Annotated in this window: 25 protein-coding genes; 9 read left to right on the top strand and 16 right to left on the bottom strand. The window is 67.8% G+C overall.

Translation table 11 applies throughout. From position 1 onward, the window contains the following. The first annotated feature begins 28 nt into the window (after nt 1-28). The gene (locus QTH91_RS19695; protein WP_286661838.1) at nt 29-382 is read left to right on the top strand and encodes a hypothetical protein; all 354 of its coding nucleotides are present in this window, start codon (nt 29-31) and stop codon (nt 380-382) included. Nucleotides 383-412: 30 nt separating this feature from the next. Here the strand turns inward: QTH91_RS19695 and phaP are convergent, their stop codons facing one another. From phaP to QTH91_RS19665, 6 genes are all read right to left on the bottom strand, one after another. Beyond that, nucleotides 413-916, bottom strand: coding sequence for a TIGR01841 family phasin (phaP, locus tag QTH91_RS19690; protein WP_286661837.1), 504 nt, complete (start codon nt 914-916; stop codon nt 413-415). Nucleotides 917-1,094: 178 nt separating this feature from the next. After that, nucleotides 1,095-1,370, bottom strand: a complete 276-nt coding sequence (gene minE, locus QTH91_RS19685; protein ID WP_286661836.1) for a cell division topological specificity factor MinE — start codon at nt 1,368-1,370, stop codon at nt 1,095-1,097. A 3-nt stretch (nt 1,371-1,373) separates the two neighbouring features. Continuing rightward, the gene (minD, locus tag QTH91_RS19680) at nt 1,374-2,189 is read right to left on the bottom strand and encodes a septum site-determining protein MinD (RefSeq protein WP_286661835.1); all 816 of its coding nucleotides are present in this window, start codon (nt 2,187-2,189) and stop codon (nt 1,374-1,376) included. Between the two features lie 83 nt (nt 2,190-2,272). After that, a complete protein-coding gene (minC, locus tag QTH91_RS19675) occupies nt 2,273-3,046 on the bottom strand; it encodes a septum site-determining protein MinC (RefSeq protein ID WP_286661834.1) in 774 nt (257 codons plus the stop codon). Nucleotides 3,047-3,176: 130 nt separating this feature from the next. After that, the gene (locus QTH91_RS19670) at nt 3,177-4,538 is read right to left on the bottom strand and encodes a solute carrier family 23 protein (protein ID WP_286661833.1); all 1,362 of its coding nucleotides are present in this window, start codon (nt 4,536-4,538) and stop codon (nt 3,177-3,179) included. A 62-nt stretch (nt 4,539-4,600) separates the two neighbouring features. After that, nucleotides 4,601-5,026 carry a hotdog fold thioesterase gene (locus QTH91_RS19665; protein WP_286661832.1) on the bottom strand — a complete coding sequence of 142 codons (426 nt, stop codon included), beginning with the start codon at nt 5,024-5,026 and terminating at the stop codon, nt 4,601-4,603. 197 nt (nt 5,027-5,223) lie between these two features. Here QTH91_RS19665 and QTH91_RS19660 point away from each other — a divergent pair, with 197 nt between their 5' ends. Together QTH91_RS19660 and QTH91_RS19655 are read left to right on the top strand one after the other, a co-directional pair. After that, nucleotides 5,224-6,603 carry an AsmA family protein gene (locus tag QTH91_RS19660; protein ID WP_286661831.1) on the top strand — a complete coding sequence of 460 codons (1,380 nt, stop codon included), beginning with the start codon at nt 5,224-5,226 and terminating at the stop codon, nt 6,601-6,603. Between the two features lie 11 nt (nt 6,604-6,614). Next, nucleotides 6,615-8,612: an acetoacetate--CoA ligase gene (locus QTH91_RS19655; protein ID WP_286661830.1), complete on the top strand. Its 1,998-nt coding sequence runs from the start codon at nt 6,615-6,617 to the stop codon at nt 8,610-8,612. A 78-nt stretch (nt 8,613-8,690) separates the two neighbouring features. On the opposite strand, the gene QTH91_RS19650 is transcribed toward QTH91_RS19655, so the two are convergent. Continuing rightward, a complete protein-coding gene (locus tag QTH91_RS19650; RefSeq protein ID WP_286661829.1) occupies nt 8,691-9,128 on the bottom strand; it encodes a hypothetical protein in 438 nt (145 codons plus the stop codon). A gap of 152 nt (nt 9,129-9,280) precedes the next feature. Here QTH91_RS19650 and QTH91_RS19645 point away from each other — a divergent pair, with 152 nt between their 5' ends. Beyond that, a complete protein-coding gene (locus tag QTH91_RS19645; protein WP_286661828.1) occupies nt 9,281-9,994 on the top strand; it encodes a Crp/Fnr family transcriptional regulator in 714 nt (237 codons plus the stop codon). 16 nt (nt 9,995-10,010) lie between these two features. Here QTH91_RS19645 and QTH91_RS19640 read toward each other — a convergent pair whose 3' ends face one another. Continuing rightward, complete coding sequence (locus QTH91_RS19640) at nt 10,011-10,979, bottom strand: LysR substrate-binding domain-containing protein (protein ID WP_286661827.1); 969 nt, start codon at nt 10,977-10,979, stop codon at nt 10,011-10,013. 204 nt (nt 10,980-11,183) lie between these two features. On the opposite strand from QTH91_RS19640, the gene QTH91_RS19635 reads away from it, so the two are divergent. The 3 genes from QTH91_RS19635 to QTH91_RS19625 all read left to right on the top strand — a co-directional run bounded on the left by QTH91_RS19635 (nt 11,184) and on the right by QTH91_RS19625 (nt 14,397). Then, nucleotides 11,184-12,380 carry an acyl-CoA dehydrogenase gene (locus QTH91_RS19635; protein WP_286661826.1) on the top strand — a complete coding sequence of 399 codons (1,197 nt, stop codon included), beginning with the start codon at nt 11,184-11,186 and terminating at the stop codon, nt 12,378-12,380. Nucleotides 12,381-12,396: 16 nt separating this feature from the next. Beyond that, a complete protein-coding gene (locus tag QTH91_RS19630; protein ID WP_286661825.1) occupies nt 12,397-13,644 on the top strand; it encodes a CaiB/BaiF CoA transferase family protein in 1,248 nt (415 codons plus the stop codon). 198 nt (nt 13,645-13,842) lie between these two features. Next, nucleotides 13,843-14,397 (top strand): class I SAM-dependent methyltransferase, encoded by a 555-nt coding sequence (locus QTH91_RS19625; protein ID WP_286661824.1) that lies wholly within the window; start codon nt 13,843-13,845, stop codon nt 14,395-14,397. On the opposite strand, the gene QTH91_RS19620 is transcribed toward QTH91_RS19625, so the two are convergent. From QTH91_RS19620 to QTH91_RS19610, 3 genes are all read right to left on the bottom strand, one after another. Continuing rightward, entirely contained in the window at nt 14,394-16,184 is a 1,791-nt protein-coding gene (locus QTH91_RS19620) for a M30 family zinc metallopeptidase (protein ID WP_286661823.1), read from the bottom strand. The two genes, QTH91_RS19625 and QTH91_RS19620, sit on opposite strands and share 4 nt — an antisense overlap. A gap of 79 nt (nt 16,185-16,263) precedes the next feature. Further along, complete coding sequence (locus tag QTH91_RS19615) at nt 16,264-17,157, bottom strand: DMT family transporter (RefSeq protein ID WP_286661822.1); 894 nt, start codon at nt 17,155-17,157, stop codon at nt 16,264-16,266. A 118-nt stretch (nt 17,158-17,275) separates the two neighbouring features. Continuing rightward, nucleotides 17,276-17,497: a hypothetical protein gene (locus QTH91_RS19610; protein ID WP_286661821.1), complete on the bottom strand. Its 222-nt coding sequence runs from the start codon at nt 17,495-17,497 to the stop codon at nt 17,276-17,278. A 114-nt stretch (nt 17,498-17,611) separates the two neighbouring features. Here QTH91_RS19610 and QTH91_RS19605 point away from each other — a divergent pair, with 114 nt between their 5' ends. After that, nucleotides 17,612-18,508 carry a LysR family transcriptional regulator gene (locus QTH91_RS19605; protein WP_286661820.1) on the top strand — a complete coding sequence of 299 codons (897 nt, stop codon included), beginning with the start codon at nt 17,612-17,614 and terminating at the stop codon, nt 18,506-18,508. Nucleotides 18,509-18,540: 32 nt separating this feature from the next. On the opposite strand, the gene QTH91_RS19600 is transcribed toward QTH91_RS19605, so the two are convergent. The 5 genes from QTH91_RS19600 to QTH91_RS19580 all read right to left on the bottom strand — a co-directional run bounded on the left by QTH91_RS19600 (nt 18,541) and on the right by QTH91_RS19580 (nt 23,535). After that, nucleotides 18,541-19,410, bottom strand: a complete 870-nt coding sequence (locus QTH91_RS19600; protein WP_286661819.1) for an alpha/beta hydrolase — start codon at nt 19,408-19,410, stop codon at nt 18,541-18,543. 43 nt (nt 19,411-19,453) lie between these two features. Continuing rightward, nucleotides 19,454-20,344: a DMT family transporter gene (locus QTH91_RS19595; protein WP_286661818.1), complete on the bottom strand. Its 891-nt coding sequence runs from the start codon at nt 20,342-20,344 to the stop codon at nt 19,454-19,456. 28 nt (nt 20,345-20,372) lie between these two features. Next, nucleotides 20,373-20,816 carry a flavin reductase family protein gene (locus tag QTH91_RS19590; RefSeq protein ID WP_301334696.1) on the bottom strand — a complete coding sequence of 148 codons (444 nt, stop codon included), beginning with the start codon at nt 20,814-20,816 and terminating at the stop codon, nt 20,373-20,375. A 182-nt stretch (nt 20,817-20,998) separates the two neighbouring features. After that, nucleotides 20,999-22,225, bottom strand: coding sequence for a nucleoside recognition domain-containing protein (locus tag QTH91_RS19585; RefSeq protein ID WP_286661816.1), 1,227 nt, complete (start codon nt 22,223-22,225; stop codon nt 20,999-21,001). Nucleotides 22,226-22,227: 2 nt separating this feature from the next. After that, nucleotides 22,228-23,535 carry a D-amino acid dehydrogenase gene (locus tag QTH91_RS19580; RefSeq protein ID WP_286661815.1) on the bottom strand — a complete coding sequence of 436 codons (1,308 nt, stop codon included), beginning with the start codon at nt 23,533-23,535 and terminating at the stop codon, nt 22,228-22,230. 60 nt (nt 23,536-23,595) lie between these two features. On the opposite strand from QTH91_RS19580, the gene QTH91_RS19575 reads away from it, so the two are divergent. After that, complete coding sequence (locus QTH91_RS19575) at nt 23,596-25,158, top strand: alkaline phosphatase D family protein (RefSeq protein ID WP_286661814.1); 1,563 nt, start codon at nt 23,596-23,598, stop codon at nt 25,156-25,158. Nucleotide 25,159 lies beyond the last annotated feature (1 nt).

The raw sequence follows: 25,159 nt of genomic DNA, 5'->3' as shown, positions 1-25,159 counted from the left end.
TGGGACATCAGCATCAGGAGCAACCACCATGAAGACCACGAGCTTCTTGCGTCTTCTTGCATCGACCGCCGTGCTGGCGGCCCTGGCGGGAACCGCCGCGGCGCAGGCCAACGTCGACCTCAACAAACCCGCGCCCAGCCAGCGCGCCCACACGATCCAGCAGCCGCCCGCGAATTCGGTGAGCAACGGCATCCAGCGCGGCACGAACGCCGCCGGTCGGGGTGTGGCGAAGGCGGATCACGCCACCCGCAGCGGCATCGCCCAGGGCTCGGCAGCGGCCAGCAGGCCGGTGCGCGGTTGGGGAGATTCGCTGGGGCGCAAGCTGGGCCTGGGCACTGCGGACAGCGGCCCCGCCAAAGGGCCGCAGTCCGAGATGCCCTGACCGAGTCCGCCGGGATCGGTGTGCGCTGGGCTACTTCTTGCCCGGCTTGAGCATCTCGCGCACTTCTTCGACGTTTTCCTCGATGCGTCCGCGGACGATCTCGAAAGCATCGGCCTGAGACTTGGCCGCCATTTCGGCCAGTTCGCGGATGTCGTCGAGGGCGCGCTTGAAGCTGGCGCGGCCCATCTCGTCGAGCTTGGCAATGTTCTGCTTGGCGTCGCCGCCCGGCATGGTCTTGACGGTGCTCTGCCACTCGGCGATCGAGTTGCGCAGCATTTCGGTTTGCCGCGCCACCACCGATTGGAGCCCCTGGTAGGCCTTCTGGTTGGCCTTGACCATCGCTTCCAGGTCCTTGCGGCGGCTGGCGGCGATGGCACTGGCGGCCGTGCCCAGATTCATGTTCTGCAAGCGCTCGCCCATTTCCTTCAGGGGCTGGGCAAAGGCCTTCTGCATGTCCTCCATCTGCGCGCCATGCGCGCTGGCCTTGGCTGCAGCCGGCTTTGCGCCGGTGGTGGTCTTCCTGCTCGTTGCCATCCTCGACTCTCCTTTTTCTCTGGGGTGGAAAGATTCGACGACGACACGATACGCCAGGCTGATCGATTCTGGAACCGATCGGCGGCGACTCGGATGCAAATAAACGGAAACGGGCGCCCGGGGCAGCGCGGCCCCAGCGCAGCGGCCACGGCGGTGCGTGGCCGCGTGGCGCGAACGCTCAGGGGCGCGCGGGTGTGCCCTCGGGCAGCTCGATCTTCACCTCGAGCACTTCGAGGTCGTCCTGGCGCTCAAGGTTGACCTTGATGTCCTCGGCCTTGATCGAGACGTACTTGGTGATCACCGCCACCAGCTCACGCTGCAGGTCGGCCAGGTAGTCGGGCCGCCTGGCGCCGCTCAGGCTGGAACGCTCGTGCGCCAGGATGATCTGAAGGCGCTCCTTGGCGACGCTGGCCGTCTTCTTCTTCTCGCCGAGCAGGAAGGAGAGGAAGGACATGGCTTACCTCCCTCCGAACAGACGCTTGAAGAAGCCGGGCTTCTCCGCGTCGATGAAGCGCATCGGGCGGTCTTCGCCCATGAAGCGCGCGACCACGTCGCTGTAGGCTTGCCCCACGTCGCTGTCCTTGTCGTGGATGACCGGGATGCCCTGGTTGGAAGCCTGCAGCACCGATTCGGATTCGGGAATGACGCCGATCAGCTTGATGCGCAGGATGTCCTGGATGTCTTCCAGCGACAGCATCTGCCCGCCCGCCACCCGGTTGGGGTTGTAGCGGGTGATGAGCAGGTGTTCCTTGATCGGATCGCCGCCGTCCTTGGCGCGCTTGGTCTTGCTGCCCAGCATGCCCAGGATGCGGTCGGAGTCGCGCACCGACGAGACCTCGGGGTTGGTCACCACCAGCGCCTCGTCGGCGAAGTGCATCGCCATCATGGCGCCGGTCTCGATGCCGGCCGGCGAATCGCACACGATGTAGTCGAAGTCCATGTCGGACAGGTCCTTGAGGACCTTCTCGACGCCTTCTTGCGTCAACGCTTCCTTGTCTCGGGTCTGCGAGGCCGCCAGCACGAAGAGGTTTTCGCAGTTCTTGTCCTTGATGAGCGCCTGGTGCAGGTTGGCTTCGCCCTGGATCACGTTGATCAGGTCGAACACCACGCGCCGTTCGCAACCCATGATGAGGTCCAGGTTGCGCAGGCCGACGTCGAAGTCGATCACGGCCGTCTTCTTGCCTGCAAGGGCGAGCCCCGAAGCAAAGCTTGCGCTGGTCGTCGTCTTGCCGACGCCGCCTTTGCCGGAGGTCACCACCACGATCTTTGCCATTGCTGTTGATTCCTTCTCTTGTCGTGAAGTCGATTGAAATGAATTGCTTGTCTTTGCCGCGCCGGCACGGCGTCGTCGTCTTGTCATTCGATGGCGTGGAACACCAGCTTCTGGTCGTCCAGCCTTATCTGCGCCGCCTTGCCCTGCACCGAATCGGGCAGCGGCACTTCGGAGGTCCGGTAGATGCCCGCGATGGCCACCAGCTGGGCTTCCATGCAGGTGCTGAAGATGCGGGCCTCGGTGTTGCCGCGGGCGCCGGCGATGGCCTTGCCGCGCAGCGGCGCATACACATGCACATGGCCGTCGGCGATCACTTCGGCGCCGAAGCTCACCACGTCCAGCACGATCACGTCGCCGCCGCGTGCGTAGACCTGCTGGCCCGAACGCAACGGGCGGTCGATCACCAGCGTGCCGCTGGCCGGCACCGGCACTTCGCGCACGATCTGCGGCGCGGGGCTGGGCGCGGCGGCGGGTGGCGCCTGGCGGGGCGCGGGCGCGACGGGCATGGCCGCCACCGAAAGCCCGGCGGCGCGTGCCTGCGCATGCTGCGCATCGGTGCCGCCGCGGACGGCGATGGGCTGGGTCTGGTGGCGCGCGAGCAGTTCCCGCAGCATCGGAAAGTCGATTTCGACCGCATCGCCATCCGGGGTGTCCGAGCCATCGGCGCCGGGCAGCTGCGAGAGGTCGATCACGACCGGCTCGTGTTCGAAGAAGTCGGGCGAGTCGGCCAGTTGCGCGTCGAGCGCCTCCGAAAGGACGCCAAGGTCGGCCGTCTTGAGGATGACGGCGATCAGCGGCAGCGTCGCGCTCTTGAACTCGAATACCGCTTGGGTGCGCGCGGCGGATGCGTCAGCCATGAAAAGGTGCTTGGGGCAAAGCGTCCGAGTCTAACGGTCGGTGAGGGCGCTTCGCGCCGCCAGAGTGCCTCGGATGGCGTTGGCGCTCACCTTTTTCATGTTGTTGCATGAGGCCGGGCCGCCCGGTTCGTCATGCAAAACGGCGTCGATTGAGCAGCAGGTTGAGCAAGATGGCGCCGAAGGTGGCGGTCCCGATGCCGCTGAGCGACAGGCCGCCGAACTTGAGCGTGAAGTCGCCCGTGCCCAGGATCAGCGTGATGGCGGCCACCAGCAGGTTGCCGTTTTGCGTGAAGTCGACGCGGTTGTCCACCCAGATCTTGGCGCCCGACATGGTGATCAGGCCGAACACCACGATGCTCACCCCGCCCATCACCGCCAGCGGAATCGCCTGGATCAGCGCGCCGAACTTCGGGCTCAGGCCCAGCACGATGGCGATCAGGGCGGCCACGACGAACATCGCGGTCGAATAGATCTTTGTGGCGGCCATGACGCCGATGTTCTCGGCATAGGTGGTCACGCCGGTGCCGCCGCCGGCACCGCTGATCACCGTGGCCAGGCCGTCGCCGATGAACGCGCGGCCGATGTAGGGGTTCATGTCCTGGCCGGTCATGGCGCTGACGGCCTTGAGGTGGCCCAGGTTCTCGGCCACCAGGATGATCGCCACCGGGGCGATGATCAGCAGGGCATCGGCCTTGAACGTCGGCGCGTGGAAATTCGGCATGCCGAACCAGGGCGCTGCCATCACGGCCGACAGGTCGACCGGCTTGCCCAGGCCCAGCCCGTTGGTGAGGACCGCATAGACGAGGCTGGCGACGATCAGCCCCACCAGGATCAGCAGGCGCTGCACCATGCCGCGCGTGTAGACAGCCACCAGTCCCACCGTGATGAAGGTCAGCGCCTGCATCCAGGTGTCGAACGCGGTGGGCGCCATGTTCTTGATGGGCACCTGCGCCAGGTTCAGGCCGATGACGGCCACCACCGCGCCCGTGACCACCGGCGGCATCAGCTTCTCGATCCAATGGGTGGCGGCACCGTCTTCGATCTCGTCGACTTCCATGCCGGCTACCACGGGCTTCTGGCGGTGATGGCGGCGATTGGTGGCGGCCACCAGCGCGCCCAGCAGCATGTAGACCACGCCGCAGGCGATGATGCCGCCCAATGCCACGCCCAGGTTCGCATTGGGCCCCTGGCCCGCGTAGCCGGTGGCCGCGATCACCACGCCGATGAAGGCGAAGCTCGAACCCAGGTAGCTGGGCACGCGGCCGCCGGTGACGGCAAAGAAGATCAAGGTGCCGATGCCACTCATCAGGATCGCGACGTTGGGATCGAAGCCCATCAGCAGCGGCGCCAGCACCGTGGCGCCGAACATCGCGATCACATGCTGCACGCCCAGCACGAACGTCGAGGGCCAGGGCAGGCGCTCGGTGGGGGCCACCACCTGACCGCTCGCGGGTTTGACCAGATCCCATCCGAAGAGGCGCGAATCACTCATCCTTGTTGTCCTTCTTGACCGTGACGTGTTGCTGAGAGCCGTGGCCGCTGGCCAGGCGCGCGCTATTGTCGTGGGAAGAGGATCGCCATGGTCAGGCGCGACACGCAGGTGGCTTCGCCGGCGTCGTTGCTGAGGTCGATCTGCCACACGTGCGTGGTGCGGCCCCGATGCACTGGGCGAGCCACCCCGGTCACCCAGCCGGTGGTGGCCGCGCGCAGGTGATTGGCATTGACGTCCAGGCCCACCGCGCGCTGGCCCTCGGGGATCGAGTAGTGCGCCCCGCAGGAGCCCAGCGTTTCGGCCAGCACCACCGACACGCCGCCGTGCAGGATGCCGTAGGGCTGGACCGTGCGGTGGTCCACCGGCACGCGGGCGCGGATGAAATCGTCGCCGACTTCCAGGAACTCGATGCCCAGATGGCCGACCGTGGTCTTGGTGTGCTTTTCGGTCAGGCTCTCGACCGAAACAGGCTTTTGCCAGATTCGCATGTAGGTGTCCTTGCGCGCTGGATGCGCTTTGAATGCGCAACGACTATAGCCAGCGCAGCCTCGCCGCGTGAGGGCGCAAGGTCGCGGCGGCGACGGCCGGATTCTGCGTGCGCCACGCCCCAGGCGGGCAGTGCGCCGAGCCCTGGAAAGGGCGCTGGCCGACACGGCGGCGAGGCAGTGCGCTGTAGCCTCGGCGCATGTCGCGTCTTCGTGTGGTCTGGCTGGGCGTCGCCGGTTGTGCCGTGGCGGCGCTTGCCGTCTTGGCGGTGGCTGCCTGGGCTTGGCTGCCCTCGCAGCAGGAGGCCGCGACCCGCCTGGCCCAAGCCTTCGAGGAGCGCACCGGCACTGAGGTGACGCTCGGCAGCGTCCGCTGGTCGTTGTGGCCCTCGCCCTCGCTGGTGGTCGAGAACGTGGTCACTCGCCAGGACAATCCGATCGTGGCCGACCGTGTTCGGCTCGTGGGCACCTGGTCTTCGCTGCTCCATCGCCAGCCTCGCGTGAAGGAAGCCCGTTTCGATGGCCTGCTGCTGTCGCGCGACTCGCTGCGCGAGTTCATGGCGGCGAGAACGTCGTCCGATGCCGCGCCCGATCCGCCTCTCGAAACCGCCAGGATGCTGCGCGATGTGCGCCTGGTCTTCGACGACCTGACCTGGGTGGACCGCCGCCACGTCGAGCTCACCTACAGCGGCGACATCGACTTTGGCGCCGACGGCATGCCGAGCCGCGCCGACATTCGCCGGCCCGACGCCAAGACGCAGGCGCGAATGCGATTGGCACGCCAGGGCGACGACACGCGTTGGAAGGTGGACATCGATGTGGCCGGCGGCACCTGGAACGGCGAAGCCACTCTGAAGGACGAGCCCGGTGCCAAGGGCGGCCGGCTTCAACTGCAAGCGGCGCTGACACCGCGAGACATCGAGGTGGAAGCACTCGCTGCCACCTTCAAGCGGCGCAGCGTGGTCGCAGGCCGCGCCAGCGGCACGACCAAGGTCGACGCTCGGGGCGAGCGCTGGGCGGACCTGATTCGCAGCCTGCGCACACAGACCCGCTTCGCCGCCGCGCCGGCGCGCATCACGCGCTTCGACCTCAGTCGAGCGATCACCACCGTCGGCGCCGAGACGGCGGGAGCCACGCCGCTCGACCGCTTTTCCGGCATCGTGGAAACGCGCAACACCGGCCGAGGCATCGAATTTCGCTACAGCGAACTCAAGGCCCAGTCGGGCGCGCTCAGTGCCAGCGGCCAGATCCGCCTGTTCAACGGCAAGCTTGAAGGCGACATGGCGGTCGACCTGGTGGATGGGGTGGTGGGCGTGCCCGTCGTCATCTCGGGCACGGTGCAGGAGCCGGTGCTCTCGCCCAGCGCCGGCGCGGTGGCCGGGGCCGCAGTGGGCAGCGCCGTTTTGCCCGGCGTGGGCACCGCCCTGGGCGCGCGACTGGGCCATTCGATCGAGCGACTGCTCGACGGCGAAAGCCCGGGCGCGCAGACGCAGGCCCCCGCCAAGGCCGGTGCCGCCAAGGCGACAGCGAAGCCCGCAACGGGGGAACCTCCGAACCCCGAACGCGGCCCATCGCGGTAGTCTCGGCGGTCATGAGCAGCCGACTCCCCATTCCAAGAATCCGCCAGTACCAGGACTTTCTCGCCGCTGAACACGGCCTTCGCTTCGACAACTACGAAGCGCTCTGGAACTGGTCCGTCACCGATCTCGAAGCCTTCTGGCAAAGCGTCTGGGATTTCGCGGGGCTGCAGTCGCCCACGCCGCCGGCCGTGGTGCTGGCCGAGGAGAAGATGCCTGGCGCGCGCTGGTTCCCTGGTGTCCAGGTGAACTACGCGCGAGAGGTTTTGCGGCATGTGGACGCGGCCCATGCCGCAGGCCTGCCCGCCATCGTCAGCGAGAACGAACTGGGCGAAGTGGGCGAGATGAGCTGGCCCGAGCTGCGCCGGCAGGTCGCGTCGCTGGCGCTCACGCTGCGGCGCCTGGGCGTGCAGCGCGGCGACCGCGTGGCGGCCTATCTGCCCAACGTGCCCGAGACCATGGTGGCGTTCCTGGCCTGCTCCAGCATCGGCGCGGTGTGGAGCGTGTGCGCGCCCGACATGGGCGCCGCCGCCGTGGTCGACCGTTTTGCCCAGATCGAGCCGAAGGCGCTCATCGCGGTGGACGGCGTGCGCTACGGCGGCAAGAGCCTGGACCGCAGCGCCGTGGTCAAGCAGTTGCGTGACGCGCTGCCCACCGTGCAGGCGTTGGTGCTGTTGCGCACGCCCCATGCCGCCACGCCGCTGCCGGCGCAGTGCGACTGGGCGCAGGCCATTGCCCGCGACGACGATGAGGTGGCCGCCTTCGAACCCGAATGGCTGGACTTCGAACATCCGGTGTGGGTTGTCTACTCCAGCGGCACGACCGGCCTGCCCAAGCCGATCGTGCATGGGCAGGGCGGCATCCTGATGTCGATGGCCCTGTCGGGCATCCACTACGACATCGGCGCGAGCTACAGCGACAACAACCGGGGCGAGCGCTTCCACTGGTTCAGCTCGACCGGATGGGTCATGTGGAACGCGCAGCTTTCGGGCTTGGCCTTTGGCGCCACGGTGTGCATCTACGACGGCCATCCGGCCGGCAGCGCCGCCAAGCCGGACTGGAGCGTGCTGTGGCGCTTCGTGGCGCGCCACCGCGTCAGCTTCTTCGGCGCCGGCGCGGCCTACTTCGCCAACTGCATGAAGGCGGGGTTGGGCGCCGCGGACGTGGGCGATCTCTCTCGCGTGCGCGTGCTCGGCAGCACGGGCTCTCCGCTGGCGGCGCAGGTGCAGGAATGGGGCTCGGCCCTGGTGCGCGCGGCCGGCTCGCCCGAGGTCTGGTGGTGCAACATCTCGGGCGGCACCGACTTCTGCGGCGCTTTCGTGGGTGGCAATCGCGAGTTGCCGGAGGTGCCGGGCCAGATGCAATGCCGCTTCATGGGCGCGGCCGTCTACGCCTGGGACGAGAACGGCCATGCCGTCACCGACGAGGTGGGCGAACTGGTCTGCACGCGGCCCATTCCCTCCATGCCGCTGTATTTCTGGAACGATCCCGGCAATGCGCGCTACCTGTCGAGCTATTTCGACACCTACCCCGGTGTCTGGCGGCACGGCGATTGGCTGCGCGTCGGCGCCGACGGCGGCTGCGTCATCTATGGCCGAAGCGACGCGACCATCAATCGCCAGGGCCTGCGCATGGGCACCAGCGAGATCTACAACGCGGTGGAAGACCTGCCCGAGGTGATCGACTCGATGGTGGTCGATCTCGAATACCTGGGCCGCGACAGCTACATGCCGTTGTTCGTCGTGCTGCGCCCGGGGGTCGAACTGGACGATGCGCTCAAGGGTCGCATCAATGCGGCCATCCGCAGCAATCTTTCGCCGCGGTTCGTGCCCGACGACATCTTCCAGGTGGCCGAGATCCCGCGCACGCTTTCGGGCAAGAAGCAGGAGCTGCCCATCAAGAAGCTGCTGCTGGGCCAGCCGCTGGAGCGGGTGGTGAACAAGGAGGCCATGGCCAATCCGGGTTGCCTGGACTGGTACGTGGCCTTGGCCAACCGCCGCCAGCACAAATGAACAGGGCCCGCATGCGCGGGCCCTGTTCTGGAATCGGGGCGACGGTTGCCGCCGCCCCAGGCGCCTCCCTGCGCCCCCTCATTCGCTCACCTGTGCCAGAGCTGCGGTGCTGGCGCCGCGGTTGATGCGCGCCAGCTCCATCGCGAACTCCGGGCCGTTGCGCATGCGCTCGTAGGCAGCCTGACGTTCCTTGTAGGTGGGCGAGACGCTGTCGTCGAATTCACCCACATCGCCCAGGCCTGCACGCAGGTACAGGTTGCGATCCGCCTCGACCATCGCGCGCTCCACCATGCCAACGCCGGGGTCCGCGGGGCCGACGCGCAGCTCCTGCGGCGCCTGCGCGGTCTGCGCGGAAGCGATGTAGGCGGCCTGGACTTCGGCGCGGCTCAGGGTGCTCGTGAACTGGATCGGCTGGCCGACCCATTCCTCGGCGGGAACGGTTTGTGCAGCCACCACGACGGCGGTCGAAAGGCCCAGCGCGATGGCGACACCAGTGAAGTATTGAGAACGGATCATGATGAGACTCCTCGGAAGTTGCTTTACTTGTTGTGTGTCGCGGGATCGCGCCATCACAGGAACGAACTGTCCTCTTGCGGCCCCGCCGCCGCAGTGCGCTTTCGCACACAATTCGTAGACAAGGTTTCGAAGCCCAAGATCGGCAAATCCCCATGTCCACGCAGCAACGCTCCAGCCTCGCGCTCCGCTCGGTGGCACTGTTTGCCACGCTGCCGCCCGAGCGACTGGACGCACTGGCACAGGCCTGCAACTGGCGCAGCCTGCCGGCGGGGCAGACGCTGGTGCAGCGCTCGGTGCGCGAAAGCGACGTTCATTTCGTCATCGCCGGCCAGTTGCGCATCACCTACTTCGCGCTGGGCGGGCGCCAGCTCATCTTTCGAGAAGTGAGCGCTGGCGAGTACTTCGGCGAGCTGGCGGCGATCGACGGCGAGCCGCGCTCGGCCGACGTCGTCACCCTTCAGCCGAGCGTGGTGGCCAGCCTGGACGCGGCCGGCTTTCGCGCCCTGCTGCGCGAGGAGCCATCCGTGGCCGAATGGGTCATGCGTGGCCTGTGCCGGCTGGTGCGCGAGGTGTCCGAGCGCGTCATCGACCTGAGCACGCTGGGTGTGCAGAACCGCGTGCATGCCGAACTGCTTCGCCTTGCGCGGGAGGCTGGCTGCGCTGACAACCACGCCAGGCTCGAGCCGGCGCCCACGCACGCCGACATGGCCAGCCGCATCAGCACCACCCGCGAGCAGGTGACGCGCGAGATCAACGCCTTGCAGGCACGGGGCCTGGTCGCCAAGGACGGGCGGGCCCTCTTGCTGCAGGATGTGGCGCAGCTCGAACGCATGGTGGCCGAAGTGCGCGGCGCAGACGGGACTTGAGCGCGCCGCGGGCCGATCAGCCGCCCGGCGGCGAGGCCTGCGTGGCCTGCGTGGCCTGCGTGGCCTGCGTGGCCGATTCGGCCTCCGTCGCCAGCCACGCGCGCAGCGCGATCAGCGCCGGGTGTTCGTCCACGCGGTCTGGCGTGACGAGGTAGTAGGCCCGGCGGGCCCGCAGGGGCCGGTTGCAGGCCACGACCAGCTGGCCGCGCGCCAGTTCGTCGGCGACCAGCGGGGCGGGTGCGAGCACGAGGCCGAGGCCGTGCTCGGCGGCGGCGGCCAGCATGGAAAACAGCTCGTAGCGCGGGCCGGAGCGCGCCAGCGGCGCCTCCACGCCTTGCGCATCGAACCATGCCCGCCAGTCGTCGGGCCGGGTGCTCTGCTGCAGCAGCGGCAGGCGCGAGACCGCCTGCGGCGACAAGGTCTTGCCCGGTCGCCCGCCCGCGCTGCGGAAAAGCTCCGGGCTGCACACGGGCAGCACGTCTTCGTCCAGCAGGCGCTGGGCGCGCGTGCCGGCCCAGTTGGCGACCTGTGCCGGCGTGCCGGCGTACAAGGCGGCGTCGAACTCGGTGTCGGCAAACAGGAATGGCCGGGTGCGGGTGTCGATGTGCACCACCACCTCGGGCTGCAGCGCCGCGAAGCGCGGAAGGCGGGGAATCAGCCAGCGCGTGGCAAAGGTCGGCACGGCGGCCAGCGCGATGGAGCCGCCTGCCCCGTGCGAGGTCATGGCGTCGAGCGTGTCGCGCTCCATCGCCTCCAACCGCAGCGCGATCTGCCTCGCATAGGCGGCGCCGCTGGCCGTCAGCGCCACACCGTGTCGCGTGCGCCGGAACAGGGCGACGCCCAGAAAGGATTCGAGCGCGCCGATCTGGCGCGAGACCGCGCTTTGCGTCAGCGCCAGTTCCTGGGCGGCACGCGTATAGCTTTCGTGGCGCGCCGCGGCGTCGAAGCACATGAGGGTCTGAAGTGGCGGGATCTTGCGGCGCATGGTATGAGCGTGAAGCTGGAAATTGCGAGGGAACCGCCGGTACTTCCAAGCAAGGCAGCTTGAACGACCCAAGTTATACATGAGCTGAATGCATATCTTGGTTCGGAACAATCGTTTGCCTCGCCCCCCGGGGGGGCATACCATCGGCCGATCCTCTTTTCACCCTTTGCCTCTCGCACGAGAGGCCTGCCGGAGACACACGCCATGGCCACCAAAGCTGCCTTCCACTGGGACGATCCGTTGCTGCTCGACCAGCAACTCACCGACGAAGAACGCATGATCCGCGACGCAGCGCATGCCTATTGCCAGGAGCAGCTGGCACCGCGCGTTCTCGAAGGCTTTCGCACCGGCGAAACCGACCCCAGCATCTTTCGCGAAATGGGTTCGCTCGGCCTGCTCGGCCCCACCATTCCCGAGCAGTACGGCGGCCCCGGCCTGAACTACGTGGCCTACGGCCTGATCGCCCGCGAGGTCGAGCGCGTCGATTCCGGCTATCGCTCGATGGCCAGCGTGCAAAGCTCGCTGGTCATGGTGCCGATCAACGAATTCGCCTCCGAAGCGCAGAAGCAGAAATTCCTGCCCAAGCTGGCCAGTGGCGAGTGGATCGGCTGCTTCGGCCTGACCGAACCCGACCACGGCTCCGACCCCGGCAGCATGGCCACCCGCGCCAAGAAGGTGCCCGGCGGCTATTCGCTCAGCGGCAACAAGATGTGGATCAGCAACAGCCCCATCGCCGATGTGTTCGTCGTCTGGGCCAAGGAAGTGAGCGAAAGCGGCGCCGTCGGCCCGATCCGCGGCTTCGTCCTCGAAAAGGGCATGAAGGGCCTGACGGCTCCCGCCATCCACGGCAAGGTGGGCCTGCGCGCCAGCATCACCGGCGAAATCGTCATGGACGGCGTGTTCTGCCCCGAGGAAAACGCATTCCCCGAAGTGCAGGGCCTCAAGGGTCCGTTCACCTGCCTGAACAGCGCCCGCTACGGCATCTCTTGGGGCGCGATGGGCGCCGCCGAAGACTGCTGGCACCGCGCCCGCCAATACGTGCTCGACCGCAAGCAGTTCGGACGCCCGCTGGCCGCCAATCAGCTCATCCAGAAGAAGCTGGCCGACATGCAGACCGAGATCACGCTGGGCCTGCAAGGCAGCCTGCGCCTGGGCCGCATGAAGGACGAAGGCACGGCCGCCGTGGAGGTCACCTCGATCATGAAGCGCAACAACTGCGGCAAGGCGCTGGACATCGCCCGACTGGCCCGCGACATGATGGGCGGCAACGGCATCAGCGACGAGTTCGGTGTGGCGCGCCATCTGGTCAACCTCGAAGTGGTCAACACCTACGAAGGCACGCACGACATCCACGCCCTCATCCTGGGCCGTGCGATCACCGGCATCGCCGCTTTCAACTGACCCCAGCACGCACGCGATGAGCACGACGGCCGCAGCCCCCGCCGCCCTGGACGGCATCAAGGTTCTCGATCTCTCCCGCGTGCTGGCGGGGCCGTGGTGCACGCAGATCCTGGCCGACCTGGGCGCCGACGTGGTCAAGATCGAGCGCCCCGGCGTGGGCGACGACACGCGCCACTGGGGCCCGCCCTTCCTGAAGGACGCGGATGGCCGCGACACCGACCAGGCGACCTACTTCACCGCATGCAACCGCAACAAGCGTTCGGTGACGGTCGACATGGCTTCGCCAGACGGCCAGGCGCTGCTCAAGAAGATGGCCGCCGACGCCGACATCCTGGTCGAGAACTTCAAGACCGGCGGCCTGGCGCAGTACGGCCTGGACTATGCCTCGCTGCGCGAGATCAACCCCCGACTCATCTACTGCAGTGTGACCGGCTTTGGCCACGATGGCCCCCATGCACAACGCGCCGGCTACGATCTGATGATCCAGGCCACCAGCGGCATGATGAGCATCACCGGCCGGCCCGATTCCGAACCCGGCGGCGGCCCGTTGCGGGTGGGCGTGGCGCTCACCGACCTGTTCACAGGCGTGTACGCCAGCAGCGCCATCCTGGCGGCGCTGCACGTTCGCAGCCAGAGCGGCGTGGGCCAGCACATCGACATGGCGCTGCTCGACGTCGGCATGGCCATCCTGGCCAACCAGGCCAGCGCGTTTCTCAACACCGGCGTGGCGCCGCAACGCCAGGGCAACACGCACCCCAGCCTCGCGCCTTACCAGGACTTCGCCACCCAGGACGGCTCCATGCTGCTGGCGATCGGCAACAACGGCCAGTTCGAGCGCTTCTGCGAAGCCGCCGGCCACGCCGACTGGGCCAAGGACGCGCGCTTTGCCACCAACACATTGCGCGTCAAGCACCGCGGCGTGCTCATTCCCATGATGGAAGAGGTCACCCGCACGCGCACTACGGCCGAGTGGATCGCCTTGCTGGAAGACAAGGCCGTGCCCTGCGGCCCCATCAACGACATCGGTCAGGCCTTCCAGGACGATCAGGTCAAGGCGCGCGGCCTGGCCGTCACCTTGCCGCGCGAAGCCGGCGACGGCATTGCCGCCATCACCGGCGTGGCCAGCCCCTTGCGTCTTTCGGCCACGCCGCCGGTGCTGCGCCGCGCGCCGCCCGCGCTGGGGCAGCACACGGACGAAGTGCTGGCCGAAGCTGGATTCGACGCGGCGCAGATTGCGGCGCTGCGCGAGCGTGGGGTGATCTGAGGCGCCTGCGTTGACTTGTCGTGGCGCGGCGCCGATGCTTGGTGCCGCGTCGCTTTGCCTGCGACGCGACGGTGCCCCACGCGGGTGTGTCAATCAGGGAGAGCAACAAGATGCCAATATGGCACCAATTCATAGGGCCTATCAACAGGCACTTTCGACTGCGTCGCGGCAGGTTTCTATTGAAGACCTTCCCAGATATTGCGAATCTGCGATCTGGGGGGCTCGCGGCATTTCTGGGACAAGGTCGACCTGCCGGTCTCGCGCGACCGGATCACCATCTACAACATCGACGATGGCGAGGTGCAGCAAGGTGCCCAAGCCTCTGCCGGCGACATCAATACCGTCATCTACGACGGCCGGCGCATTCCGGCGGCGGACAAGTCGTTCGATCTGGTGATCTGCAATTCGGTGATCGAGCACGTGCCGCCGGAGCAGCGCGCCAACCTGGTCCGGGAAATGCGGCGCGTGGGACAGCATGTGTTCTGTCAGACGCCGGCCTGGTCCTTTCCTCTGGAGCCGCATTTCCTGATGCCGTTCGTCCACTGGGTTCCGCGCAAACTGGGCTTCTGGCTGATCCACGTCAGCCCGTGGCGCTTGCTCGCGCGCCCCGATGTGCAGACCATCCGGAACTACTTCTGGGGAACCAGGCTGCTCAAGCGCCGAGAGGTCGACGCGCTGTTTCCAACGGCAAAGGTCACCAGTGAAAAGGCGTTGGGAATGGTCAAGTCCTACTACGTGGTCGAGAACTGCTAGTTCACCACCACCGTCAACGTCGTTCCCGGCGGCACGCGCACCGTTTCGGCATAGGTGCCGACGCGGCGCGAGCGTGACACGGGCAGGCTGGCCAGGCCCTTGAGCTCGGCCGGCACCGATTGCGGCAGGCGCCGCATGCTTTCACCGATGGCGTGCGGATCGACGGCAACCAGATGCAGCCCGTCGTCGCTGCGCGCCGGCATGCTGTAGGGCGCCACGCCGGAACTCAGCGGCACGAGGCCGGCCGACGCGGAAGCGAACTGGCGCAGCTCCTTGCCCAGGCCCGAATCGGCCCGTTGCGCGCGAATGGCCTTGTCCAGCATCGCCACCGAGTCGGTCTCGCCGGTGTTGCGCAGCAGCGATTCATAGAAGCCCAGGCCGAACTGCCGGTTGAGATAGCCGCCGAAGGAGCCGTTGACCGCATAGCTCTCGCAATCGGCACCCATGGGCGTCCAGTCGATCAGGCTGCAGTTGTAGCTGCCGGTGTTGCGCCAGCTCAGGTAGTAAGGAAAGCGCACGTCGCGGATCGCGTTGTGGCTCGGGTCCAGCGCGTAGCTGGCCCAGTCCTCCATCATCATGGCCGTCATCTCTTCCAGCCAGGTGTCGAAGGTGTACTGCGCGCCGAGCAACACGCCGCGGCGGTAGAAGTTCTGCATGTGCGTGCCTTCGTGCGCCAGCGCCGTGACCACTTGCTTGAGGCCTTGTTCGCCGTCCAGGTACATGGTCTCCGTGTCCATGAACATGCCGATCGATTCGTTGCTTTGGGCGAGCAGGCCGCTGCTGCCCTTGCGGAAGTTGTTCAAGGCCCAGAAGTAGCCACCCAGGCCATAAGGCTGTGCGTTGTGGTCGAAGTTGACGAAGAAGAGGTCGATGGGTTGCCCGCTGCCGTCGATCAGCGACGCCTGCGAATGCGGCCCCCACAGCGGACCGCCGACCTTGAGCAGCATGTCGTAGACGCCGCCTGCGCCGCCGAAGGCGTTGTCGATCCGCGAGACGAGCGCATCGGAAACCCGATCGGCGCGCAGTTCGCTGGTTTCCACCCACACGTTGATCGTGGTCCCGTCGCCGGCCAACCGCTGACGCGCCAGTTGCACGGTCCGCTGCGATTGGTCGCTCAGGTACACCGTCCGCTGCTGGCCGACGCCGTAGGTGACGACGGCCTTCAGCGCGGAAAGCTGCGTGTGCCGCGCTGGCGCCGGTGCGGTGTTCAGGTGCTGCTCGAAGCCGCTGCGGTTGAAGGCGTCGATGGCGGAGCGGTCGCGCGCATCCATCTGGTCATGCAAAACACCTGATGCGGTGTTCGTGGCCTGCGGCAGCGATGTCTTGGCGAGCAGCGTGGCGCTGGGCAGGACGCTGGTGGTGTCCGCCAGGACCTGCAGCGACGGCATGGCGACGGCAGACTCGGTTTCGTTGGTGAAGACCAGCGTGACCGATTGGCCCTGCAGGCCGTCGATGGCCACCGGAAAGTCGGCCGCGGCGCCCGATGTGTTCGACACCTGCCAAACCCCGGTTCCGGCGCCGGCATAGGTTCGATCGTCGACCGCGCCGCAGGCGCTGCAGGCGGCGCTCAGCGTGGTCACCCCTTGGGATGCGGTGCTCGGCCCGGCGGCGTCAGCGCCACCGACGCTTCCACCAGTTCCACCACCACCGCCACCACCTCCGCATGCGGTGAGGAGTGCGGCCATGATCGCGCTGACCACCAGCCGATGCCGAGCCCGGCCTTCCTGGCGTTGGCGTTCCGCCCGAGCAGGTTGGGGCGCGAAAGAGAAGTCGGATGGGGGCGGCATAGGTTTTCCAGTGGTTGCCTCCTGCCTATCGGCAGCAACCAGGAAAGCTTTAGGGCCGCCCGCAGCCCTTGCGTGCGCGTCAGGGTGCGGCTGACTGTGCCGGCACCGTGCGCGGCGCCTCGTGCCGCGCCAGGTACAGGCCGCTGGCGATGATGATGGCGCCGCCGCCGAGCGTCCACGCATCCGGCACCGTGCGCCAGATCAGCCAGTCGAGCGCGATGGCCCAGGCCAGTGCGCTGTATTCGAAGGGCGCGATGGCGGCGGCCTGCCCGTGGCGGAAGGCTTCGGCAATCGCCAGTTGTCCCAGGAAGCCGCTGACCGCCAGGCCCAGCAGCAGGCCGGTGTGCTCGGCGCGCAGCGGCGTCCATTGGGGCGCGGCCAGCAGGCTGCCACCCAGTGCCAGGCTCAGCGTGGTCCAGAAGATCAATGTGGAGTTCGGCTCGGTGCGGCTCACCAGTCGGCCGAGCACGTTCGAAAGTGCATAGCAGACGGCCGCCGCCAGGATGGCCAGCGCGCCCATCGACATGAAGGCACCACCCTCAGGCCGAAGCGCCACCACCACGCCGCAGAAGCCGAAGGCGATGGCGATCCAGTGCCGCGCATGCACCCGCTCGCCCAGCAGTGGCACCGACAGGAGGGTGATGACCAGCGGCGCGATGAAGGTGAGCGTGTAGGCCTCGGCCAGGCCAAGCGTCTTCAATCCATAGGTGAACAGGATCAGCATCAGCACCGTGAGTGCGCCGCGCAACAGGTGCAGGCGCCAGCGCAGTCCTTTGGCGAACAGCGTTCCGGTCTCGCGCTGCCAGGCCACGTACAGGCAGACGAGCGGCAGCGACGTGAGACCACGCAGCGCGGTCACCTGCGCCGGCGCGAAACTGCCCGACAGGATCTTCAGCAGCGAATCCATGCAGGCAAAGGCGGCGCAGGCGGCGAGCATGGCGACGATGCCGCGCAGGGTTCCGGGTGGGAGCATGTCCAGGGAAGGGAGGGCAGGGCGGCGATCCATCGCCGCCGAGGCGCCCGAGCATACTCGCGCCTTCGTTCAAGTCTCGGGCATATGGGAATGAGCGGCGGGGGCCGCTCGGCTGGGCTCAGCGAGGGCGCGTGGCCCAATAGCCGAGCTCGCTTCGCCCCACGCCGAGATCGTTGAGATCATGCTGGTCCAGAGCCGCCAGCATGCGAAGTTCCGCAGCCATTCGCCGGCGCTCGTGCGCATGCGCACGCCATGCGTCGACGTGTCGCCTCAACGCCGTGAGGAGCGGCAGAAGACGTAGCGTGAGGGTCGAGGGCAGGTGCAGGGCGACGGTGTTCATGGTGGCTCCCAGGTCGGGAATCGGATGCGGATGGAAAGCAGCGAGTCGCCATGATCCCGCCAATCGCGCCATCATCAAAGTTGAGAGTTCTGAAGATCCAGATCAGAATGCCTGATGCGTCAGATCAACCTCGACCAGCTGCAGACGCTGATCACCATCTCCGACCTGGGCAGCTTCTCGGCCGCTGCGCAGGCTTTGCATCTGGCACAGCCGACGGTCAGTCTTCACGTGAGCGAGTTGGAAGCGCGCCTGGGTGTGCCGCTGATGCACCGGGGCGCCCGCCGCGTGCACCCGACCGCTGCGGGCGCTGAACTGGTCGAGCGCGGAAGGCGGCTGCTGCGCGATGTGGACGACGCCGTCGATGCGAGCCGTCGGCTCCACGCCGGGCTCGAGGGCCGCGTGCGCCTGGGCGTGAGCACGACGGGCATCGTGGTGGATGTCTTGCCGCCGGCGTTCGAACTGCTCGCGCAGCGCTATCCGGGCATCGAGGTTTCACCCCGCTTCATCGGCTCCGACGCCTCGGCGGCCGGGCTGCTGGCCGGAACCGTCGATGTGGCGCTGGTCTCGCTGCCGCAGCCTTCGCTGCCGGGTGTGCGATTCGCACCGTGGATGCGCCACGAAATGCATGCGCTGGTGCCTGCATCGTGGCGCTCGCCCAAGCGCGCCACGGCGGCCTGGCTCGCAGCGCAGCCGCTGATCATGAACGAGCCCTTCACCCGCATGTATGCGCTGACGATGGAGTGGTTCGGCAAGGCAGGGTTCTCGCCGCGTCCGCGCCTGGAGCACAACTACGACGTGGCCATGCGCGGACTCGTGGAGGCTGGGTATGGCGCGGCGCTTCTTCCGCTGCGAAAGGGCGACGAAGCGCAGATCGATCCTCGGGTGCGCGTGCTGCCCCTCAGCCCGCGCCTGACCCGGCAGCTGGTCATCGGCTATCGCGCCGATGAGGCAAAGGGCGGCGCCGTGGCGCGCGTGGTCGAGGTGCTGATGGATCAGGCCAAGCCGCAGTGAGGCGGCACGCCGCCCGTCCATCTGTCCGCCCGTCAGGCCGCCTTGGGCTCGGGCATGATTTCTGAGAGCGCGAAGTCCAACAGCCGCAGCCAGGTTTCTTCCAACTGCATGATGTTGTGGTGATCGGACTCGCCGATGGTCTCGACGGTCACGGCGGTCGGCCAGGCGTCGATCAGTTTCTGCGATCGCTCCGCAAGCACGACTTCGTCCGACTGGGCCAGCAGGATCTGCGTCTTGGCCGCCACCTCGCGGCAGTGGCGCAGCGACTCGAAGCGGTTGCGCAGCAGCAGCGACAGCGGCACCAGCGGAAAGCGGCGCTTCGCCACTTCGAGCATCGAGTCGTAGGGCGTGACGAGTTGCAGGCTGGTGAAGTGGTCTCGCTTGGCGACCAGCTGGATCGCCACGCCGGTACCGAGGCTGCGGCCGACCACGTGCAGCCGCACGCCCGGAAAGCGCTCGCGCAGGTGCTCGGAGAACATGATCGCATCTTCGATGGAGGCCAGCTCCGACGGCTCGCCCTGGGAATCCGCCACGCCACGGTAGTTGGCGGCCGCGAACCCGAAGCCTTCGGGCAACCGGTGCAATACCTTCGAGGTGGCGCGCACGTCTTCGCCTCGGCCGGCGAAGTAGATGAACAGGTCGCGCAGCGCGTCTTCGCCGTCGGGGTGGTAGACGTAGCCGCGCACCTTGCCGCCAGGCACGTCGTGCGAATAGACCGAGAAATCGTCCGACAAATGGACCACCGGCAACTCGCGCGAGTTGAACAGGATGTGGCCTTGCCGCAGGGCCAGGAAGGTCCAGTAGGTCAGGATGCCGCCCAGCGCCGCCGCCGAACCCGACAGCGCCAGTCGTGCCAGGTTCGATGGCATCTTTGCGGGGGCGGGAAGGATTCGGCGGAGCATGGCGAGATTTTCTTTCGTCAGACGGTGGAACGCGCGTGCCGCATCAGGCGCGGCGGTTGACCAGCAGAATGCCCAGGCCCACGCCGCACAGCGCCAGCACCAGTTGCAGCGTCAGCGGCTCCTTGAGCAGCGCCACGCCGAAGACCAGCGCGAACAGCGGTGTCAGGAAGGTGAAGGACGAGATGCGCGTGGCCGGGTAGTGCCGCAGCATCCACATCCAGGCCAGGTAGCTGGCAAAGGCGCCGATCACCGTCTGCAGGCCGATCGACATCCAGGCATAGCCCGAGTAGGTCACCGACCAGTGCTCGCCCATCAACAGCGAAAGCACGGGCGTGACGGCCGCCGTCACGGCGATTTGATAGAAGAGCGTCTTTTCCGCGCTGGCGGTGGCCAGACGCGTGGAACGGATGGCGATGGTCGTCAGGCCCCAGAGCGCACCTGCCGCCAGTGCCAATGCGTCACCGAGCAACTGCCCGGGCTGGCTGTGGCCCAGGCTCTCGGAGAACGCGAGCACCACGCCCGAGAACGCGATGGCCAGCCCCACCCACTGCGCCATGCGCAAGCGCTCGGCCGGCACGAATCGCGGCAGCAGCACGGCCACCCAGAAGGGCGACGTGTAGAGAAACACCGTCAGGCGCGACGCGCTCGTGTGCTGCAGCCCGATGTAGATGCAGACGAACTCGGCCGCGAAGAGCAGGCCCGCCAGCAAGCCGCCCGCGAGCGTTCCATCGCGCTCGAACAGCTTGACGCCGCGCGCTGTGCACCACAGCCACAGCAGCACCACCGCGCCGCCCATGCGGATGGAGGCCTGCCACATCGGTGGCACTTCGGTGACCGTGGTCTTGATGAGGATCTGCTGCAGCCCCCAGAACGCACAGCAGGCGATGAGGAGCGAGACGGCGAGGGTGTCGAGGTGGTCCTTGCGGGCGATCATGAAGCGGTGCGCGGGTTTCGGTGCGGCATCACAGGGGATGCTCGGTGTAGTAGCGGCCGCCGTGGAACAGGAGCGGCGACGCGCCGACACGGTGGGCGCATCGCTCCACCTCGCCGACGAAGATGACGTGGTCGCCTTCCTCGTAGCGGCTGCGGTTGAAGCATTCGAAGCTGGCTGCGGCGCCAGCCAGCACCGGCGCTCCACCCACGCCCACTTCGAACTGGACATCGGCCCAGCGGTCGATGTTGCGCGTGGCGAATCGCTCGGCCAGCGTCATCTGGTCGGCGGCGAGGATGTTGATGGCGTAGTGCGAACCGGCGCTCAGGGTGGGCATCGAGCCCGCGCTGCGCGACAGGCTCCACAGCACCAGCGGCGGCGACAGCGACACCGAGTTGAAGGAATTGGCGGTCAGCCCGACCAGCGCGCCATCGGCAGCACGTGCGGTGACGATCGTCACGCCCGTGGCAAACATGCCGAGGGCGATGCGGAATTCGGTGCTGCTGAAAGCGGGCGACTGGGCCTTGCGGGGTGGACTCACTGAATGTTCTGGTTCTGGCTGCGCCGACGCAGAGGGCGTCTATTCTGGCCGATCGTCCAGTTGTCTGCGTCCGTGGGGGTGTGAAGCTGTGACAAATGGTCCGGCCGGGCCACCCATCAACCGAAGAACCAGTAGCACACGCCGATGGCCGCAACGACGCCGGCCAGGTCGGCCAGCAGGGCACAACCCACCGCATGTCGCGCGCGCTGGATGCCCACCGCGCCGAAATACACGGCCAGCACGTAGAAGGTGGTTTCGGTGCTGCCCTGGATGGTGGCCGCCACCAGCGCTGCGAAGCTGTCGACGCCCTGGCTCTGCATCGTCTCGATGAGCAGCGCCCGCGCGGCGCTGCCTGAAAACGGCTTGACCAGCGCGGTCGGCAGCGCATCGACGAAGCGCGTGTCCCATCCGGCGTGGTCCGCAAGCCAGCGCACGCCGCCGAGCACGTAGTCCAGGGCGCCGGACGCACGCAGAACGCCAATGGCGCACAGCATGGCCACCAGGTAGGGCAGCAGGTTCTTGGCGACGTCGAAGCCTTCCTTGGCGCCCTCGACGAAGCGTTCGTACACGCCCACGCGGCGCCAGGCACCCACCAGAAGAAACATCAGGATCATGCCGAAGAGCGCCAGGTTGCCCAGCAGCGACGACAGTGCGGCCAGCGCCGCTGCGCCGAGGCTTGCGAGCAGCGCCAGAAAACCGCCCAGCGCCAGCGCGGCCGGCAGCAGGTAGGCGAGCACGACCGGGTCCCAGAGCCGGATGCGCTGCATCAGCGCGACCGCCAACAGCCCGGCCACGGTCGATGCGCAGGTGGCCAGAAGGATGGGCAGGAACACCAGCGTCGGATCGGCCGCGCCTTGCTGCGCGCGATACACGAAGATGCTCACCGGCAGCAGCGTGAGCGATGACGCATTGAGCACCAGGAACAGGATCTGCGCATTGGTCGCCTCCTTGGGGTTCGGGTTGAGCGACTGCAGTTCGCGCATCGCCTTCAGGCCGATCGGTGTCGCCGCGTTGTCCAGGCCCAGTGCGTTGGCCGCGAAGTTGAGCGTGATGAGGCCCAGCGCCGGATGCCCGGGCGGCACCTGGGGCATCAGCCGCGCGAACAGCGGCCCCAGCGCGCGGGCGAGCAGCGCGACCAGGCCGGCCGCCTCGGCGATGCGCAGGAATCCCAGCCACAGGGTGAGCGTGCCAAACAACAGCACCATCACCTCGACCGATAGCCGGGCCATCGCGAACAGGCTTTCGACCATGGCGGCGAACACGCTGGGGTCTCCGCCGAGCCATCGCACCAGGGCGGCCAGCGCCGCCGTCACGAAGAAGCCGAGCCACAAGCCGTTGAGCACGTTCAGTCCATCCCGTGAAAAGCAAAGTCGCGAATCGGCGCGCGCTCGCCGCTGATCAATGCCGCTATCGCCTTGCCAGAGCCGGCCGCATGCGTCCAGCCCAGCGTGCCATGGCCCGCATTCACCCACAGCCCGCGCACGCGGGTGCGGCCGATGATCGGGATGTTGGTGGGTGTCGCCGGTCGCAGGCCGGTCCAGAAGTTCGGCGTGCCACCCTGGCTTTGGGTGCGCGTGTCGCACACGCCGGGCAGCACCTGTTCCACCCGCCGCACCAGCATCTCGCAGCGGGTGCGGGCGAGCGGCGTGTCCAGCGACAAGTCATAGCCGTTCAACTCGATGGTGCCGGCCACGCGCAGCACGTCGCCCATGCGGGTAAAGGCGCAATGCATCTCGTCGTCAATGGTGCTGATCCAGGGAGCGGCTTCCGGCCGCAGGATGGGCAGGCTCGCGCTGTAGCCCTTGCCGGGATAGATCGGCAGATCGATGCCCAGCGGCCGCAGCAGCGGCGCGGTCCACGAGCCACAGGCGACCACGATGGCGTCGGCCTGCAGGCGCATGTCGTTGCTGGCCGAACTTTGGCCGCGCGCGGCGGACAGCCAGACCGCCCGTGCCTCGCCGCCTTCCACTTCGATGCTCTGGATGTCGCGGCCGAACAGCATGCGCGCCCCGCGGGCGGCGCAAAGCCGCGTCAGGGCCTGGGTGAACACGCGGGCGTCGCCCGACTCATCGCTGGGCGTGTAGGTCCCGCCGACGATGCGGTGCGCAAAGCTGCGAAACGCCGGCTCGACGGCGAGCAGGGCATCGCGATCGAGCACGCGGCGCTCGACGCCGAGCCCGCGCATCATGTCTGCCGCCTGGCCGGCTACGTCCAACGAACGGGCGTCGCAGAAGTAGTGCGCAATGCCGCGCGTGATCCGGTGGTATTCGATGCCCGTGGCCGCGACCGTCTCGTGCAGCGCCTGCTGGCTGTAGGCGCCCAGGGCCAGCAACTGACGCACATTGCGGGCAAAAGCGCGCTCGTTGCACTGGGCCAGGAACTGCAGGCCCCAGCGCCACTGCCGCCAGTCGGCCCTTGGCTTGAACAGCAGCGGCGCCTCTGACTGCGCCATCCACTTGAGGATCTGCAGCGGTGCGCCGGGCCAGGCCCAGGGCTCGCAGTAGCTCACGGAAATCTGGCCGGCATTGGCAAAGCTCGTTTCGAGCGCGGCGTCGCTCTGGCGATCGACCAAGGCGACATCGTGCCCGCGCTCCAGCAGGTGCCACGCGGTGTTCACGCCAATGACACCGGCGCCCAGAACAATGACTCTCATGCGCCGAGTGTGGCCCACGACGGGACCAGATTCGTGCGCCGGACGGAGACAATGCGCGCCATGTCGACCATCTTGTTGCGCCGCCGAGACCTTCACCGTGCCGCGCTGGGCCTGGCGCTTTCGGCGTGGGGCCTGCCGGCGGCATCGGCCTCGGGTGCGCCGGGGCCGCGCTGGCGCCTCGATCCTTTTTCGCTGGGTGTGGCCAGCGGCATGCCGCGCCCCGACAGCGTCGTGCTCTGGACGCGCCTGGCGCCGCCCGGCGAAGACGCCGCCGAGCGCGATGCCAGGCCGCCCGTGCGCGTGCGCTGGGAAGTCTTCGCCGACGAATCCCTCCGCCGCCGCGTGGCCCACGGCGAGCAGGACACCGATGCCGATCGTGTCTTCAGCGTCCACGCCGCCGTGACCGGCCTGGCGCCGGCGCGGCAGTACTGGTATCGCTTTTCCTGCGGCGACGCGCAAAGCCCGGTCGGGCGGACACGCACCGCGCCCGCCGCCGACGCGGCCGTGGACCGCCTGCGCCTCGCCTTGGGCGCCTGCCAGCATTACGAGCAAGGCTTCTATGCCGCCCACCGGGAGATCGCCCGCCGCGACCTGGATGCCGTCCTCTTCGTCGGCGACTACATCTACGAAGGCCACGTGGGCGCCGCGCGGGCCGTGCGCCGCCACGAGGCGGGTGAGCCCCGGACGCTGGACGAATACCGGGCCCGGCATGCCCACTACAAACGCGACGCCGACCTGCAGGCGTCCCATGCGGCGCATCCCTGGATCCTGACCTGGGACGACCACGAGGTGGTCAACGACTACGCCGCCGATCGCGAGCCCGAGCCGACCGATGCCGCCACGTTCCTGCAGCGCCGTGCCGCGGCGTACCGCGCCTATTTCGAGCACATGCCGGTGGCGCTCGGTCCCACCGGCGCGCAGATGCGCATTCACGATCGCTTCGGCTGGGGTCGGCTTGCGGACCTGTGGACGATGGATTGCCGCCAGCACCGCAGCCACCACGCCTGCGCCGATCCGCGGCGCGACCATGGCCGACAGGTGATCGGCTGCGCGGAGTTGGACGATCCTGCGCGGACCATGCTCGGTCTGGCGCAGGAGCGTTGGCTGGGGGACGGGCTGGCCGGCTCCGGCGCGCGCTGGAAACTGCTGGCGCAATCGACACAGCTCAGTTCGATCGGCATCGATACGCCGCAGGGCCGCCAGTTCTGGACGGACGGATGGGATGGCTACCCGGCCGCCCGCCAGCGCTTGATGGACGGCATCGCACAGGCCGAGGTGCGCGATGTCGTCGTGCTGGGCGGCGACGTGCATCGCTTCGTGGCGGCGGATCTGCGCGCCCGCCCGAACGATCCGGCCTCGCCGGTGCTGGCCAGCGAGATCGTGGGTGGTTCCATCACCTCCCGCGGCGCCGGGCTGGAAGACATGTCCCGCCTTCGCCAGAGCAATCCGGACCTGCACCATGCCCGCGGCGACCAGCGCGGCTACACGCTGCTCGACATCGGGCCGGCCCAGATGCGGTGCGAGTTCCGCGCCACCGCGCATCCTGCAGCGGAGGACGCCGCGTTGTCCGCGCAGGCCAGCTTCGTGATCGAAGCCGGCCGACCCGGCCCGCAAGCAGCCTGAT

The sequence above is a fragment of the Variovorax dokdonensis genome (genome assembly GCF_030316895.1).
Lineage (GTDB): Bacteria > Pseudomonadota > Gammaproteobacteria > Burkholderiales > Burkholderiaceae_C > Variovorax > Variovorax dokdonensis.
This window is presented reverse-complemented; position numbering and strand designations above follow the sequence as displayed.

Excerpts from the sequence above, each read along its gene's own strand:
- phaP (WP_286661837.1), bottom strand. The coding sequence starts at position 916 with ATGGCAACGAGCAGGAAGACCACCACCGGCGCAAAGCCGGCTGCAGCC.
- QTH91_RS19660 (WP_286661831.1), top strand. The coding sequence starts at position 5,224 with ATGTCGCGTCTTCGTGTGGTCTGGCTGGGCGTCGCCGGTTGTGCCGTG.
- QTH91_RS19615 (WP_286661822.1), bottom strand. The coding sequence starts at position 17,157 with ATGCTCCCACCCGGAACCCTGCGCGGCATCGTCGCCATGCTCGCCGCC.
- QTH91_RS19655 (WP_286661830.1), top strand. The coding sequence starts at position 6,615 with ATGAGCAGCCGACTCCCCATTCCAAGAATCCGCCAGTACCAGGACTTT.
- QTH91_RS19670 (WP_286661833.1), bottom strand. The coding sequence starts at position 4,538 with ATGAGTGATTCGCGCCTCTTCGGATGGGATCTGGTCAAACCCGCGAGC.
- QTH91_RS19595 (WP_286661818.1), bottom strand. The coding sequence starts at position 20,344 with ATGATCGCCCGCAAGGACCACCTCGACACCCTCGCCGTCTCGCTCCTC.
- QTH91_RS19600 (WP_286661819.1), bottom strand. The coding sequence starts at position 19,410 with ATGCTCCGCCGAATCCTTCCCGCCCCCGCAAAGATGCCATCGAACCTG.
- minE (WP_286661836.1), bottom strand. The coding sequence starts at position 1,370 with ATGTCCTTCCTCTCCTTCCTGCTCGGCGAGAAGAAGAAGACGGCCAGC.
- QTH91_RS19620 (WP_286661823.1), bottom strand. The coding sequence starts at position 16,184 with ATGCCGCCCCCATCCGACTTCTCTTTCGCGCCCCAACCTGCTCGGGCG.
- minC (WP_286661834.1), bottom strand. The coding sequence starts at position 3,046 with ATGGCTGACGCATCCGCCGCGCGCACCCAAGCGGTATTCGAGTTCAAG.
- QTH91_RS19665 (WP_286661832.1), bottom strand. The coding sequence starts at position 5,026 with ATGCGAATCTGGCAAAAGCCTGTTTCGGTCGAGAGCCTGACCGAAAAG.
- minD (WP_286661835.1), bottom strand. The coding sequence starts at position 2,189 with ATGGCAAAGATCGTGGTGGTGACCTCCGGCAAAGGCGGCGTCGGCAAG.
- QTH91_RS19650 (WP_286661829.1), bottom strand. The coding sequence starts at position 9,128 with ATGATCCGTTCTCAATACTTCACTGGTGTCGCCATCGCGCTGGGCCTT.
- QTH91_RS19635 (WP_286661826.1), top strand. The coding sequence starts at position 11,184 with ATGGCCACCAAAGCTGCCTTCCACTGGGACGATCCGTTGCTGCTCGAC.
- QTH91_RS19575 (WP_286661814.1), top strand. The coding sequence starts at position 23,596 with ATGTCGACCATCTTGTTGCGCCGCCGAGACCTTCACCGTGCCGCGCTG.
- QTH91_RS19640 (WP_286661827.1), bottom strand. The coding sequence starts at position 10,979 with ATGCGCCGCAAGATCCCGCCACTTCAGACCCTCATGTGCTTCGACGCC.
- QTH91_RS19590 (WP_301334696.1), bottom strand. The coding sequence starts at position 20,816 with ATGTTTGCCACGGGCGTGACGATCGTCACCGCACGTGCTGCCGATGGC.
- QTH91_RS19580 (WP_286661815.1), bottom strand. The coding sequence starts at position 23,535 with ATGAGAGTCATTGTTCTGGGCGCCGGTGTCATTGGCGTGAACACCGCG.
- QTH91_RS19605 (WP_286661820.1), top strand. The coding sequence starts at position 17,612 with ATGCGTCAGATCAACCTCGACCAGCTGCAGACGCTGATCACCATCTCC.
- QTH91_RS19645 (WP_286661828.1), top strand. The coding sequence starts at position 9,281 with ATGTCCACGCAGCAACGCTCCAGCCTCGCGCTCCGCTCGGTGGCACTG.
- QTH91_RS19630 (WP_286661825.1), top strand. The coding sequence starts at position 12,397 with ATGAGCACGACGGCCGCAGCCCCCGCCGCCCTGGACGGCATCAAGGTT.
- QTH91_RS19695 (WP_286661838.1), top strand. The coding sequence starts at position 29 with ATGAAGACCACGAGCTTCTTGCGTCTTCTTGCATCGACCGCCGTGCTG.
- QTH91_RS19610 (WP_286661821.1), bottom strand. The coding sequence starts at position 17,497 with ATGAACACCGTCGCCCTGCACCTGCCCTCGACCCTCACGCTACGTCTT.